We start from the raw sequence: 13,207 nt of genomic DNA on the forward strand, positions 1-13,207 counted from the left end.
CAGCTCAATTTAATAATTATCCAGGAGTATTCATGTCTCAACCGGCCCAGAAACTTAGGCTTGGCGCCCTGATTGCCCTGGTGGTGGGCTCGATGATCGGCGGCGGGATTTTCTCCTTGCCGCAGAACATGGCCGCGCGCGCCGAGGTCGGCGCGATATTGATCGGTTGGGCGATCACCGCCGTCGGCATGCTGACCCTCGCCTTCGTGTTCCAGACCCTGGCCAACCGCAAGCCGGAGCTGGATTCCGGGGTGTACGCCTACGCCAAGGCCGGGTTCGGCGACTACATGGGGTTCTCGTCGGCCTGGGGATACTGGATCAGTGCGTGGATGGGCAACGTGGGTTACTTCGTGTTGCTCTTCAGCACGCTCGGCTACTTCTTCCCGGTGTTTGGCCATGGCAACACGCCGGTGGCCATCGGCTGCGCGTCCTTGCTGCTGTGGGCCTTGCATTTTCTGGTGATGCGCGGGATCAAGGAGGCGGCGTTCATCAACCAGATCACCACGGTGGCGAAGATCGTGCCGTTGCTGATGTTTATCGTGATCGCCGGCCTGGCGTTCAAGGCCGATATCTTCACCCGCGATATCTGGGGCCTGGGCAACCCGCAGTTCGGCAGCGTGGTCGACCAGGTGCGCAACATGATGCTGGTCACCGTGTTCGTGTTTATCGGCATCGAGGGCGCCAGCGTGTATTCGGCGCGGGCCGAGAAACGCGCGGACGTGGGCCGCGCCACGGTGATCGGCTTTCTCGGCGTGCTGGCACTGCTGGTGCTGGTGAATGTGTTGTCCCTGGGGATCATGAGCCAGCCGCAGTTGGCGCAATTGCAAAATCCGTCCCTGGCCGGTGTGCTGGAGCACATCGTCGGGCCCTGGGGTGCGATGGCCATCAGCATCGGCCTGGCCGTGTCGTTGCTCGGCGCCTTGCTGTCGTGGGCGCTGCTGTGCGCGGAAATCCTCTACGCCACCGCCCATGACAAGACCATGCCGGCCTTCCTGAAAAAGGAAAACGCCAACCAGGTGCCGGTCAATGCGCTGTGGCTGACCAACGTGATGATCCAGGTTTTCCTGGTCATCACGCTGTTTTCCCACAGCACCTACACCACCCTGATCTACCTGGCTTCCTCGATGATCCTGGTGCCGTACCTGTGGTCGGCGGCCTATGCGGTGTTGTTGAGCGGGCGCGGCGAAACCTATGAGGGCGCCCAGCGCCAGCGTTTCAAGGATTTGCTGGTGGGCCTGGTCGCCCTCGGCTACGCGGTGTGGCTGCTGTACGCCGGTGGCTTGAAATACCTGCTGCTGTCGGCGCTGCTGTACGCGCCCGGTGTGGTGCTGTTTGCACTGGCCAAGCGCGAGCAGGCCCAACCCTTGTTCACCCACGTGGAAAAAGGCATCTTCAGCTGCGTGATCGCCGGCGCCAGCCTGGCGGCGTACGGGCTGTACAGCGGGGTGTTGTCGTTGTGAAAATGGCGTATCAGCCGCCCTATGACTGGGCGGCAATGCTGGGTTTTTTGTCGGCGCGGGCGATCACCGGGCTCGAGACGGTGGTGGCTGGCGTGTACCGGCGCAGTATCAGCGTGGATGGGCGACACGGCTGGATCAGTGTCGCGCCGGGTGACGGCGATTGGCTGGAGGTGAGCGTCGATTTTCCCGAGCCGGCGGCGTTTCCCGAGATCGAGCGGCGCTTGCGCCGGATGTTTGACCTGGACGCCCAACCGGCCTTGATCAACCGGCAATTGGCGAAGGACCCGTTGATGGCGCAGTTGGTTGCCGCGCGGCCCGGGCTGCGGGTGCCGGGCACTTGGGATGGCCTGGAACTGGCGGTCCGTGCCGTGCTCGGTCAGCAGATCACAGTAGTCGCGGCGATCCGCCTCGCGGGCAAGTTGGTTGCACAATATGGCCAGCTCCTGGATACGCCGCACGTCGGCATCACCCACGCGTTCCCAACGCCGCAGGTGTTGGCGGCGGCGGACCTGGCTGCGCTGGGCATGCCCAAGGCGCGCGGTCGCACTTTGTCCGGCATGGCCCAGGCATTACTGGATGATCCGCAGGTGTTCGAGCCCAAGGCCAGCCTCAAGGACGGGGTGGCGCGGCTGGTCGCGCTGCCGGGGATTGGTGACTGGACGGCGCAGTACATTGCCATGCGCCAACTGCGCGAGGCGGATGCGTTTGCGTCGGGGGACATCGGCTTGATCAATGCGCTGGCGGCGCTGGAAGGCGGGCCGGTCTCGGCGCGGCAGCTGTTGGCGCGGGCCGAGGCGTGGCGACCGTTGAGGGCGTACGCGGCGCAGCATTTGTGGACGTCGCTGCAGCGGGCGGATTGAGGGGGCGGGCAGGGCCTCTTCGCAGGCAAGCCAGCACCCACATTTGAGGGGGCTACCACTCAAATTGTGCAAGCTGGCCTGTCTGCGATAACGCTCGAAAGGCTACCACTGCGGCCGATGTGAGCCCAATTCCCCGGCCGGCAAATCCCACTGCAACGGCGTACCGCTGATGGTCACCGGTGCCAGCAGCCGATGGGCCTGACCCCAGGCGGTCTGTTCCACCACCAGCCCTTGATCGCCGGGTTCCTCGGCCCGCAACGCCACCTGTTCCGGCACCTGACCGGCCTCCACCAGCAACTTGGCCGTACGCGCCAACGACAACTGCGCCGATCCGCCACGCCCGGATTTCAACCGCTCACTCAAGGCTTGAATCGCGCTGGCCGCCATCAGATAGCCGGTCGCATGGTCGAGCGCCTGCAACGGCAGTGGCACCGGTTTATCCGCGTGTTTCCAGGCCATGCCCGCGTCGGCAATCCCGCTGCTCATCTGCACCAGGCTGTCGAAGCCGCGTCGATTGCGCCACGGGCCGCTCCAGCCATAAGCGTTGAGGCTCACGTCGATCAGGCCGGGCGCGATGCTTTGCAGCTCGGCGGCGCTATAGCCCAGCTGTTCCAGGGCGTCGGCACGGTAACCGTGGAACAGGATGTCAGCGTCCTTGAGCAATGCTTCGAATACCTGCCGGCCTTCGGGCGCTTTCAAGTCAAGTCTCGCGCAGCGTTTGCCGAGGGTCATTTCCGGCACCACGCCCGGCTCGTTCCAGGTCGGTGAGTCGATGCGCAGTACATCGGCGCCCAGCCCGGCGAGAAAACGACTGGCGACGGGACCGGCCAATACGCGGGTCAGGTCCAGCACCTTGATACCCGCCAGCGGGCGCGCTACCGAGCCTGTCCAGGTTTTTGCGGTGGTGGTGGCGAAGGTCTGGCGCTGCACCAGCGGCTCGGCATTCACCGCCAGCCCCTGCGGATGTTGCTGCCAGGCTTGCCACGAACGCATCTGTGCCGCACAGCCGCCGGCGTCGACAATCGCCTGTTCCAGCTCGGCGGCGCTCCATGCGGCGACCTTGCTGGCCATTTCGGCGCGGTCGGCGACCTTGCCCAGCACTTGCTCGGCGGCGGCCCGGTGGTGGGGCGCATTGGTGTGCAGGCGAATCCAGCCGTCGGCACTGGCGTAGTCGCCGGCCACCGGGTCCCACAGCGGTGGCGTTTGCCAACCCACCGGACGCAGGGACGACGAGAACCAGAAGGAGGCGAGGCGTCGGTCCACGCTCACGGCGGGCAAGCGGCCGGTCATTGCCAGCACCAGTTGGGCCACGGCCTGGCCGGCGGCACCGATACTGGCACTGGCCAGGTCGGTGACGGCGAAGGTCGAGGGCAGGGCGCCGGCCTCGGTCACGGTCAATGGAGTAGGCGGTAGATCGAGTGCGGCTTGGATGGGGGTCAGCAGGTCAGTCATCAAAGGCCCTCCTTAAGAGAAGGGCCACTATAGAAGATCATCAGGCCGATGTGGCAACCCCGGGCTCCAATGGCAGGTCGATGCTGGCGATAAACCCGCCCTCAGGATGGTTGGCCAGGATCAGGCTGCCACCATGGCGTTCCGCCGCACGCCGCGCAATCGCCAGGCCCAGGCCGTGACCCTGGGCGGTCTGGCCGGGGGCGCGGTAGAACGGCTCGCCCAATTGGCTGAGGTGTTCAGCATCCACGCCGGGGCCGTGGTCGCGCACGCTGATAAGGATGTGCTCGCCGTGGAGATGGGCGTGCAATTCGATCGGCTGGCCCTTCGGGTTGAAGCGCTGCGCGTTGCGCAGCAGGTTGTCCACCGCGCGTTCGATCATGGTCGGCCAGCCTTTGAGGCGCAGGTCGGGTTGGGCGGTGAGTTCCACCACCTGCTCCGGCGCGCTGAGCTGGGCGTCTTTTTGCAGGGTCTTGAGCAGGCTGTTGAGGTCGACGTCTTCGGCGCTGGCGTTATCGGCATCGACGCGCGCCAGCACCAGGATTTCACTGATCAACGCTTCCAGGCGATCGCATTCGCGGGTCAGGCGCGGCCAGAGTTTTTCGCGTTCTTCGGGGCTGGCGCGTTCAGCCAGGGCCAGGGCGATGCGCAGGCGGGCCAGCGGCGAGCGCAGCTCGTGGGAGACGTCGCGCAGCAACTGGCGCTGGCTGCCGATCAGGCTTTGCAGGCGGGCGCCCATGCGGTTGAAGTCAGTGGCCAGCACGCCGAACTCATCGCGGCGGTTGGCCAGGCGCGCCAGGCTGTTCTGCTGGTACGTGGCCTGGCCGAGGTCATGCACCGCGCCACGTAGACGGCTGAGGGGGCGGGTGATGGACAGCGTCACCAGCAGGCTGAACAGGGTCAGCACCACCAGGGCGATGGCCAATGCGCTCAACGGCCACAGCAGGCTGCTGCGGTGCCAGGCGTCCAGCTCGGGATGGGGGATGCGATAGATCAGCAGGTAGGTGTCGCCGGTTTTTTCGCTGGTGTACTCGGCGGTCAGGCGTCGCCAGGGCAGGTGACCGTCCTGGCTGTCATTCTGGCGGGCTTCGAACGCGGCGGCGCGGCGCGGAAAGGTGCCCCGCACGACCGGCTCGCCGCTTTCGTTAAGCACTTGCACGTCGATGTGGTACTGGCGCTTGCGCTGCTGCAGCAAGTCCTGGGCGGCGTCCTCGCCTTGGGTCTCGTAGAGTTGAGTCCACTCTTCGGCGAGGTTATTGAGGCCGGGGTGGCGGCTGAGAATCCAGGCATCTTGATTGAGCATGTGCCCAAGCAGGATCGACAACCCGGCAACCAGGGCGATGGCCAGCCAGAAACTGGCCAGGATGCGCCAGAACAATGAACGCACAGGAAACCCTCAAACAGGAAAAGCCCAGCGGCGCGAGCCACTGGGCTGGGGGAGTGAAGCTAGAACATTATTGCGCTTTTTGCGGCTGTTGCGCTTTCCAGGCCTGGAATTCCTTCCACTCGGCGCGGCGCTCGGCTTGCTTCTTGACGATCTCGTCGAACTTCTTCTGCTGGTCAGGCTTGAGGACTGCACGGATATCCGCCTGGGTTTTCTGCTTGCCGGCGGCGATTTCATCCTGCATGGCTTTCTGGTCGGCCGCCGGGAGTTTGTCCAGGTACTTTTTGACCAGGTCTTTGCGAGCGTGCCATTGGTCGCCCATCAGCTTGCCGATCTGCTGGCGCTGTTCCTTGCTCAGGTCCAGTTGGCTGAAAGGGCCACCTTTGCCACGCGGACCGTGTTCACCGCCGTGGCCTGGGCCACCCATCATGTGGCCGGAAGGTTCACCCATCGGGCCTGGGCCGTCTGGCATGGCGGCCATGGCAACGGTCGGCAGGGCAGCGGCGAACATCAAAGCGATAAGGGTCTTGCGCATGGTGATTCTCCTGTCTCTATTCCGGTGAGTCCGGATGTGAGTAGATTACGGAGATCAAGGTCAGCGGCGGTCAGGTGTGGGTAAAGCTTGGGTAAAGAGGGTTTTGTTGCGAACTGACAAAACTGTGGGGGTTTGGGTATTCAAATGTGGGAGCGGGCTTGCTCGCGAATGCGGTGCGCCAGTCGATGCATGTGCTGACTGATACACCGCATTCGCGAGCAAGCCCGCTCCCACAGGAGAGTGCGTGAAACTCAGAGGCTGTAGTAATAGCCGCGGCTGCGCAACGCGACGATCCGTGGCCGGCCGTCCGGGTGCGGGCCGATCTTTTTGCGCAGGTTGCTGACGTGCATGTCCAGGCTGCGATCGTAAAGGGTCAGCTTGCGGCCCAGCGCGATCTGCGCCAGTTCCTGTTTGTCCAGTGGTTCGCCGGGCTGGCGCAGCAAGGCTTCGAGCAGGCGGCTTTCGGAAACGGTGAGGGCGAATTCCTGTTCGTCGATACTGACCACGCCGCGCACCGGGCTGAAGCACAGGTCGCCGAGTTCCAGCTGGGTGGACACGGCGGCCGGATGGCTGCGGCGCAGCACGGCGCGCAGGCGTGCGGTCAGCTCGCGCGGGTCGCAGGGCTTGGCCAGGTAGTCGTCGGCACCGAGTTCCAGGCCGAGGATGCGATCCAGCGGTTCGCCGCGGGCCGAGAGCATCAGCACCGGCAGCTCCGGGTGGTCGTTGCGCAGTTGCTTGAGCAGTTCCAGGCCGCTTCCGTCGGGCAGCATCACGTCCAGCACCACCGCTGCCGGGGCGCTGTCGGCCAAGGCTTTGCGGGCGCTCAAGCCATCGTGGCAGGCGCGCACCTGGAAACCTTCCTGGCTCAACCAACTGGTCAGCAGCTCGCAGAGCTCCTGGTCATCATCTATCAGTAACAGCTCGCTCATGACTCACTCAATTTAGCCATTGTCGACGGCGACGGTGCCCACCGCTGGCGAAGATCCCGCACAGCAAGGCGATCAGGGCGACGGCCCCGCCGGTGACAAACCATTGCTGTTGCTCGGTCAGCCATCGGGTCAAGGCACCGCCTTGTGTCTCTTTGAGTTGCTGGGCCAGGCGTTGGTTCTCTTGGCGAAGACGACTCAATTGGGCGCTTTCGCGCGTCGCATCCGCACCCTGCAGTTGCTTGCTCAGTTCTTCACGCAGCCGTTCGCTTTCTTTCAAGCGTTGCTGCAACTCGGTGATCTGGGCGCCGGCACTCAAGGACAGGGGCGTGGAACTGCCGGTGTTCGAGGTTTCTTCAGCGTGGGCCGTAGCCCCGATCATTACCACTGCCAACAGACACAACTGACGTAAGCGCATCGGAACTCCTGATTCCACACGAATATTCAGAACGTTGTCGGCAGGTTACCGAGAATAATGAGCAATTAGGAGTGTGCCGCACGTATTAGGTTCGACACACGCCTGGGTCAAGGCAGGACTTGCTTGAATGGCTTGATCACGACGTCGGCGTAGACGCCTGCCGCAACATACGGGTCAGCCTTGGCCCAGGCCTGTGCATCGGCCAGGGAGGCGAACTCGGCAACCACCAGGCTACCGGTGAAACCGGCGGCGCCCGGGTCGTTGCTGTCGACGGCCGGGTGCGGGCCGGCGAGTACCAGGCGACCTGCGGCTTGCAGCTCGTTCAGGCGCTCCAGGTGTGCCGGGCGCACGGACAGGCGTTTTTCCAGCGAGTTGGCAACATCGGTGGCAATGATGGCGTAGAGCATGTCAGTCCTCGGTTTTTGGCGTAGTAGGGTCGGTGTCATGCAGGTGGCGCGACAGGTAGATACCCTGGCCGATCAGGAACAGCACGGTCATGCCCAGGCTGCCGAAGACTTTGAAGTCGACCCAGTAGTCCTGGAAGGTAAAGGCCACGAACAGGTTGGCAGCGCCGCAGAACAGGAAGAACACGATCCAGGCCACGTTCAAACGTGTCCAGACCGGCTCCGGCAGGGTCAGTGCGTGGCCCATGATCCGCTTGATCAGCAGGCGATCGCCGATGAAGTGGCTGCCGATGAAGGCCAGGGCAAACAGCCAGTTCACCACCGGGGCTTTCCATTTGAGGAAGGTCTCGCTGTGGAAGGCCAGGGTCAGGCTGCCGAATACCAGGCAGGCGACCAGGGTCAGCCATTGGCTTTTTTCCAGTTTGCGCTGGGAGATGAAGAGGGCGCCGTAGACCACGATGGAGCTGATGATCAGCACGGCGGTGGCGCTGTAGATGCCCCCGACGGTCAGTTCATGGCCGGCAATATCGATGACCCTGGGGTCGAGTTTGTAAACGATGAAAAACAGCAACAGCGGGATGAAGTCGATGAATTGTTTCACAGTAAGAGCCAGAAGCTGGATGTGGCGGCATAATAACAAACATCCTTGGTAGCGAAAGCGCCAGCTGACTTGAGGTTACACACTCCCGTGAATGTTGATTTGCACTGCCACAGCACGGCCTCCGACGGCGCCCTGGCGCCCGCGGTACTGGTTGCGCGTGCGTTTGAAAAAGGCGTGCGAGTCCTGGCGTTGACCGACCACGACACCCTCGAAGGCCTGGATGAAGCCCGCGCAACCGCGCATGCCCTGGGCATGCAGCTGGTCAACGGGGTGGAATTATCCTGTACCTGGGGTGGCGCCACCATTCATGTGCTGGGCTATGGATTCGATCAAAACGCCCCGCCCCTGGTCGAGGCCATCGCCCAATTGCACGATGGCCGCTGGCTGCGGTCCGAAGAAATAAGCCGAAAACTTGCCCTCAAGGGCATGCCCAACGCGCTCGACGGCGCCCGCGCCATCCAGCAGGAACTGGGCGACAGCGGCAATGCACCGGCCCGTCCGCACTTTGCCGACTGGATGGTGCGCGAAGGTTTGGTCAAGGACCGCGCCGAAGCCTTTCGCAAATGGCTGGGCGCCGGCAAGTTGGGCGACGTCAAGCAACACTGGCCGACCCTGGAGGACACCGTCGAGACCCTGCGGGCATCCGGGGCCTGGGTCAGCCTGGCGCATCCCTGGCATTACGATTTCACCCGCAGCAAGCGCCGCAAGCTGATTGGCGACTATATTGGAGCGGGCGGCCACGCGATTGAGGTGGTCAACGGCTATCAACCCGCCGAACAGGTGGGCAGCTTGGCGATTCTTGCCCGCGAATTTGGTCTGCTGGTCAGTGCCGGCAGTGATTTTCATGGCCCAGGCGGCTGGTCCGAGATCGGCGAGTATCGACCCGTCCCGGAAGACTTGCCGCTCTTGTGGGGGCGATTCAAGCATGACCCCATTATTGCCACCGTCTGAACAGGTAGAACACGTGAGTCAATTCTTCCAGATTCATCCGGAAAACCCCCAGGCGCGCCTGATCAAACAGGCCGTGGAGATCATTCGCGCCGGTGGCGTGGTGATCTATCCCACCGATTCGTCCTACGCCATCGGTTGCCAGATCGGCGACAAAGGCGCGGTCGAGCGTGTAAGACGCCTGCGCCAACTGGATGACAAGCACAATTTCGCGCTGATCTGCAGCGACCTGTCCCAGCTGGGCCTGTTCGCCAAAGTCGACACCGGCACCTTCCGCCTGCTCAAGGCTCACACGCCGGGGCCCTACACCTTTATTCTCAACGCCACCCGCGAAGTGCCGCGCCTGTTGCTGCACCCGAAGAAACGCACCATCGGCCTGCGCGTGCCCGAGCATCCCATCGCCCTCGCGCTGTTGGCCGAGCTGGGCGAACCGCTGATGAGCGTGTCGCTGATCATGCCCGGCGACGCCGAGCCCCTGGAAGACCCGTACGAAATGCGCCAACTCCTGGAAAAACAGGTGGACCTGATCATCGACGGCGGCTTCGGCGGCGGCAAGGCCTCCACCGTGATCAACCTGGCGGACGGCGAACCCGAAGTGATCCGCGTGGGTTGCGGCGACCCGGCCCCCTTCATGGCCGAGGCCTGAATGTCGGCCGTGGAAACCGTCGACAGCCAGGCGGGCGCCCAGCAGGAACTGCCGTTTGCCATGGTGTATGGCCAGGCGGTCATGGAAATGCCGCTGGACCTGTACATCCCGCCGGACGCGCTGGAAGTCTTCCTTGAAGCCTTCGAAGGCCCGCTGGACTTGCTGCTGTACCTGATCCGCAAGCAAAACATCAACATCCTCGACATCCCGGTGGCGGAAATCACCCGTCAGTACATGGGGTATGTCGAGTTGATGCAGTCGGTGCGCCTGGAGTTGGCCGCCGAGTACCTGGTGATGGCCGCCATGCTGGCCGAGATCAAGTCGCGCATGCTGCTGCCGCGCTCGGAGACGATTGAGGCCGAAGAGGACGACCCGCGCGCCGAACTGATCCGCCGCCTGCAGGAATACGAGCGCTTCAAGGCCGCCGCCGAAGGCATAGACGGCTTGAGCCGCGTGGGCCGCGATGTGGTGGTGCCCAAGCTCGATGCCCCCGAGGCCCGGGCGCGCAAATTGTTGCCGGACGTGAGCCTGGAAGAATTGCTGATGTCCATGGCCGAGGTGCTGCGCCGTGGCGATATGTTTGAAAGCCACCAGGTCAGCCGCGAGGCCTTGTCGACCCGTGAACGCATGAGCGATGTACTCGAACGCCTCAAGGGCGGCGGGTTTGTGCCGTTTGTCGAGCTGTTCACTGCCGAAGAAGGGCGCCTGGGCGTCGTGGTGACCTTTATGGCGATCCTCGAACTGGTCAAGGAATCCTTGGTCGAGCTGGTCCAGAATGAGCCTTTTGCGGCTATCCACGTGCGGGCGCGAGCCGAATAAAGAGCTGAATCGATGAATCTGACTGAACCCCGCGAACTGGCGCCGCTGCTGGAAGCCTTTCTCCTGGCCTCGGGTAAACCGCAATCCCTGGAGCGCCTGTTCGAACTGTTCGAAGAAGCCGAGCGCCCGGAGCCGCCAGTCTTCAAGAAAGCCCTGGAGATCTTGCGCAAGTCCTGCGATGGCCGCGCCTTCGAGCTGCGCGAAGTGGCGTCGGGTTATCGCCTGCAGATTCGTGAGAAATTTTCCCCGTGGGTGGGCCGACTGTGGGAAGAGCGCCCGCAGCGTTATTCACGGGCGATGCTCGAGACGATGGCGCTGATCGCCTATCGCCAGCCGATCACCCGCGGCGAAATCGAGGATGTGCGTGGCGTGGCGGTCAACAGCCATATCGTCAAGACCTTGCTGGAGCGCGAGTGGATCCGCATCGTCGGCTACCGCGATGTGCCCGGCAAACCGGCGATGTTCGCTACCACCAAGGTGTTTCTCGACCACTTCAACCTGAAGAACCTCGACGACCTGCCGCCCCTGGCCGAGCTGCGCGAAATGGAAGCCGAGCCGGTGCTCGACTTCGACGACGCGCCGGTCCCGGCGAGCCTGCAGGAACTGGCCGACGCCAGCGCCGAGCCGGAAGAACCCAAGGACGAAACCAGTTTCCACACGCTGTTGCTGGAACTGGACGACATGGAGCAGGGCATCAAGACTGACTTCGACGACTTGCTGCGTGATGGTGCTGCCGAGCCGCAAGCCCAAGCGGACGTTGATGTAGAGGCTGAAGCCCAAGTGAACGTTGAAGTTGAGGCTGAAGTCGAAGCAGAAGCTGAGCCTGAACCCGAAGAAGACATCCTCGGTGTCGCCGAAGCTCGCGAGAAGCTCCTGGCCGCCGTCGCCGCCCTCGAGCAACCGTCGCTGAGCGACGAAGAAGCCGAAGCCCAGGCGCTGGCCGAAGCCATCGAAAACGAGCGCCGCCAATTCGAAGACTGACGCCGCTTCAAAATGTGGGAGCTGGCTTGCCTGCGATGCAGGCGACTCGGTCTTTCTGCTATGCGAGGTGATGCCATCGCAGGCAAGCCAGCTCCCACAGAAAACCAGTGCCTGGGAGGATTTCAATGAGTTCCACCAAAGACCCGTGCATCAGCATCTGCAAATTCAACGACGACATCTGTGTCGGCTGTGGTCGCAGCAAGCGCGAGATCCGTGCCTGGAAGAAACTCGACAAAGCCGACAAGCGCACGGTGGTTGCCGAAGCCGAGCTGCGCCTGCTGGCGCTGGGGGCCACCGGTCGGCGGAAAAGCAAATGATGGCGGCCCAATCGACTAGTCTCTGATGCGCAACGCGCGCCATGCGCGTATGATTCGCGACCCTTTGGCGCGCTATTGCCCCAAAGCCCCGCTTTCAACACTCTTCAGGCCACGCCTGAATCGACCCACCGGGAGGTGCTTAAGATGAACGACCAAGACCAGAACGACAGCCAGGAAATCGGCCCAGCAGGCGAAAAACTGCAAAAGGTGCTGGCGCGTATCGGCGTGGGCTCGCGCCGCGACGTCGAAGCCTGGATCACCCAGAAGCGCATCAAGGTCAACGGCGTCGAGGCCACCCTCGGCCAGCGCGTCGACCTGCACGATGCAATCACCATTGATGGCAAGGTCATCAAGCGTGAAGAGGCCGCCGAATCGGTGCGCCGCGTGATCATGTACAACAAGCCCGATGGCGAGATCTGCACCCGTGACGACCCGGAAGGCCGTCCGACCGTGTTCGACAAGATGCCCAAGCCCAAGGAAGGCCGCTGGATCAACATCGGTCGCCTGGACATCAACACCACCGGCTTGCTGATGTTCACCACCGACGGTGAACTGGCCAACCGCCTGATGCACCCGTCCTACGAGATGGACCGTGAATACGCCGTGCGTGTACGCGGCGAAGTCGACGACGAGATGATCGAACGCCTCAAGGCCGGCGTGGTGCTGGAAGACGGCCCGGCCAAGTTCACCGACATCAAGCAGGCACCGGGTGGCGAAGGTTTCAACCACTGGTACCACTGCGTGGTGATGGAAGGCCGTAACCGTGAAGTGCGTCGCCTGTGGGAATCCCAGGGCCTGGTGGTCAGCCGCCTGAAGCGCGTGCGTTTCGGTCCGGTGTTCCTCAACTCCGACCTGCCGATGGGCCGCTGGCGCGAAATGAGCCAGTACGAAGTCGACATCCTCAGCGCCGAGGTCGGCCTGACGCCGGTCGCGATGCCGCAGATGAACGCCAAGAGCAAAGACAAGCTTGAGCGTATGCAGCGTAAATCCTCGCGTCCTGTTGCGCGTACCGAGCGCGTGGCGCGCACCTTGCGCCCTGCGCTGAACGCGCCTGCCACCGGTGGGCGCATCTCGCGTGAGCCGCACATCGAAGGCGAGCGTCGCCCGACGGCGCCGTCGCGTCAGGAAGGCGAGCGTGCTCCACGTGCGCCGCGTCCGGCCCGTGGTGAAACGCCGAGCGGCGGTCGCAGCAACCGTGGTGAAACCGATCGCCCAGCGGATAACGCCAGCACCAAGCGTCCAGCCAAGCCGGCGGCAAACAAGCGCCCCGGGCCGAAACTGGTCGCGGACGAGCCGTCTGGCAAGCGCCGTGGCGCCCCGGCCGGTTCGGGTCAGCGTCCAGGTTTTGGTCGCAAGAAGCCGCAGTGATGCGCTAAGCGCTGCACACAAACGCCAACCCTAGGGTTGGCGTTTTTTTTTGGTCTGGATTTGCTGACCCGCTCCCACATTTGGTATGTAT

At 63.4% G+C, this 13,207-nt stretch carries 15 protein-coding genes; 8 read left to right on the plus strand and 7 right to left on the minus strand.

Annotated features, from left to right (window positions below; translation table 11 throughout):
* Positions 1 to 32: 32 nt before the first annotated feature.
* The gene (gene arcD / locus BBG20_RS27100; protein ID WP_065908908.1) at positions 33 to 1,460 is read left to right on the plus strand and encodes an arginine-ornithine antiporter; all 1,428 of its coding nucleotides are present in this window, start codon (positions 33 to 35) and stop codon (positions 1,458 to 1,460) included.
* Positions 1,457 to 2,320, plus strand: coding sequence for a DNA-3-methyladenine glycosylase family protein (locus BBG20_RS27105; protein ID WP_065908911.1), 864 nt, complete (start codon positions 1,457 to 1,459; stop codon positions 2,318 to 2,320). Before arcD ends, BBG20_RS27105 begins: the two co-directional genes overlap by 4 nt.
* A 102-nt stretch (positions 2,321 to 2,422) precedes the next feature.
* Here BBG20_RS27105 and BBG20_RS27110 read toward each other — a convergent pair whose 3' ends face one another.
* The 7 genes from BBG20_RS27110 to BBG20_RS27140 all read right to left on the minus strand — a co-directional run bounded on the left by BBG20_RS27110 (position 2,423) and on the right by BBG20_RS27140 (position 8,037).
* The gene (locus tag BBG20_RS27110) at positions 2,423 to 3,772 is read right to left on the minus strand and encodes a CoA transferase (RefSeq protein ID WP_065908913.1); all 1,350 of its coding nucleotides are present in this window, start codon (positions 3,770 to 3,772) and stop codon (positions 2,423 to 2,425) included.
* Positions 3,773 to 3,812: 40 nt separating this feature from the next.
* Complete coding sequence (locus BBG20_RS27115) at positions 3,813 to 5,156, minus strand: sensor histidine kinase (RefSeq protein WP_065908915.1); 1,344 nt, start codon at positions 5,154 to 5,156, stop codon at positions 3,813 to 3,815.
* Between the two features lie 67 nt (positions 5,157 to 5,223).
* Positions 5,224 to 5,688: a Spy/CpxP family protein refolding chaperone gene (locus BBG20_RS27120; RefSeq protein ID WP_065908918.1), complete on the minus strand. Its 465-nt coding sequence runs from the start codon at positions 5,686 to 5,688 to the stop codon at positions 5,224 to 5,226.
* A 251-nt stretch (positions 5,689 to 5,939) separates the two neighbouring features.
* A complete protein-coding gene (locus tag BBG20_RS27125; protein WP_003193803.1) occupies positions 5,940 to 6,617 on the minus strand; it encodes a response regulator transcription factor in 678 nt (225 codons plus the stop codon).
* Positions 6,618 to 6,624: 7 nt separating this feature from the next.
* Positions 6,625 to 7,032 (minus strand): translation initiation factor 2, encoded by a 408-nt coding sequence (locus tag BBG20_RS27130; RefSeq protein ID WP_065908920.1) that lies wholly within the window; start codon positions 7,030 to 7,032, stop codon positions 6,625 to 6,627.
* Positions 7,033 to 7,139: 107 nt separating this feature from the next.
* Positions 7,140 to 7,439, minus strand: coding sequence for a YciI family protein (locus tag BBG20_RS27135; RefSeq protein WP_065908922.1), 300 nt, complete (start codon positions 7,437 to 7,439; stop codon positions 7,140 to 7,142).
* Position 7,440: 1 nt separating this feature from the next.
* Entirely contained in the window at positions 7,441 to 8,037 is a 597-nt protein-coding gene (locus BBG20_RS27140; protein ID WP_065908925.1) for a septation protein A, read from the minus strand.
* 87 nt (positions 8,038 to 8,124) lie between these two features.
* Between BBG20_RS27140 and BBG20_RS27145 the strand changes: the two genes are divergently transcribed.
* From BBG20_RS27145 to rluB, 6 genes are all read left to right on the plus strand, one after another.
* Entirely contained in the window at positions 8,125 to 8,988 is an 864-nt protein-coding gene (locus tag BBG20_RS27145) for a PHP domain-containing protein (protein ID WP_065908927.1), read from the plus strand.
* Between the two features lie 13 nt (positions 8,989 to 9,001).
* Positions 9,002 to 9,631 carry an L-threonylcarbamoyladenylate synthase gene (locus BBG20_RS27150; protein WP_065908929.1) on the plus strand — a complete coding sequence of 210 codons (630 nt, stop codon included), beginning with the start codon at positions 9,002 to 9,004 and terminating at the stop codon, positions 9,629 to 9,631.
* A gap of 120 nt (positions 9,632 to 9,751) precedes the next feature.
* Entirely contained in the window at positions 9,752 to 10,450 is a 699-nt protein-coding gene (locus tag BBG20_RS27155) for a segregation and condensation protein A (protein WP_169851199.1), read from the plus strand.
* A gap of 12 nt (positions 10,451 to 10,462) precedes the next feature.
* The gene (scpB, locus tag BBG20_RS27160; RefSeq protein WP_065908931.1) at positions 10,463 to 11,431 is read left to right on the plus strand and encodes an SMC-Scp complex subunit ScpB; all 969 of its coding nucleotides are present in this window, start codon (positions 10,463 to 10,465) and stop codon (positions 11,429 to 11,431) included.
* Positions 11,432 to 11,556: 125 nt separating this feature from the next.
* Positions 11,557 to 11,748: a DUF1289 domain-containing protein gene (locus BBG20_RS27165; protein ID WP_065908933.1), complete on the plus strand. Its 192-nt coding sequence runs from the start codon at positions 11,557 to 11,559 to the stop codon at positions 11,746 to 11,748.
* A 144-nt stretch (positions 11,749 to 11,892) separates the two neighbouring features.
* Positions 11,893 to 13,116, plus strand: coding sequence for a 23S rRNA pseudouridine(2605) synthase RluB (gene rluB / locus BBG20_RS27170; protein WP_065908936.1), 1,224 nt, complete (start codon positions 11,893 to 11,895; stop codon positions 13,114 to 13,116).
* The last annotated feature ends 91 nt before the right edge of the window (positions 13,117 to 13,207 follow it).

It is taken from the genome of Pseudomonas aylmerensis, assembly GCF_001702265.1.
GTDB lineage: Bacteria > Pseudomonadota > Gammaproteobacteria > Pseudomonadales > Pseudomonadaceae > Aquipseudomonas > Aquipseudomonas aylmerensis.

Coding starts and splice junctions, on each gene's coding strand:
- arcD (WP_065908908.1), top strand. CDS start 33: ATGTCTCAACCGGCCCAGAAACTTAGGCTTGGCGCCCTGATTGCCCTG.
- BBG20_RS27130 (WP_065908920.1), bottom strand. CDS start 7,032: ATGCGCTTACGTCAGTTGTGTCTGTTGGCAGTGGTAATGATCGGGGCT.
- BBG20_RS27135 (WP_065908922.1), bottom strand. CDS start 7,439: ATGCTCTACGCCATCATTGCCACCGATGTTGCCAACTCGCTGGAAAAA.
- scpB (WP_065908931.1), top strand. CDS start 10,463: ATGAATCTGACTGAACCCCGCGAACTGGCGCCGCTGCTGGAAGCCTTT.
- rluB (WP_065908936.1), top strand. CDS start 11,893: ATGAACGACCAAGACCAGAACGACAGCCAGGAAATCGGCCCAGCAGGC.
- BBG20_RS27165 (WP_065908933.1), top strand. CDS start 11,557: ATGAGTTCCACCAAAGACCCGTGCATCAGCATCTGCAAATTCAACGAC.
- BBG20_RS27110 (WP_065908913.1), bottom strand. CDS start 3,772: ATGACTGACCTGCTGACCCCCATCCAAGCCGCACTCGATCTACCGCCT.
- BBG20_RS27120 (WP_065908918.1), bottom strand. CDS start 5,688: ATGCGCAAGACCCTTATCGCTTTGATGTTCGCCGCTGCCCTGCCGACC.
- BBG20_RS27125 (WP_003193803.1), bottom strand. CDS start 6,617: ATGAGCGAGCTGTTACTGATAGATGATGACCAGGAGCTCTGCGAGCTG.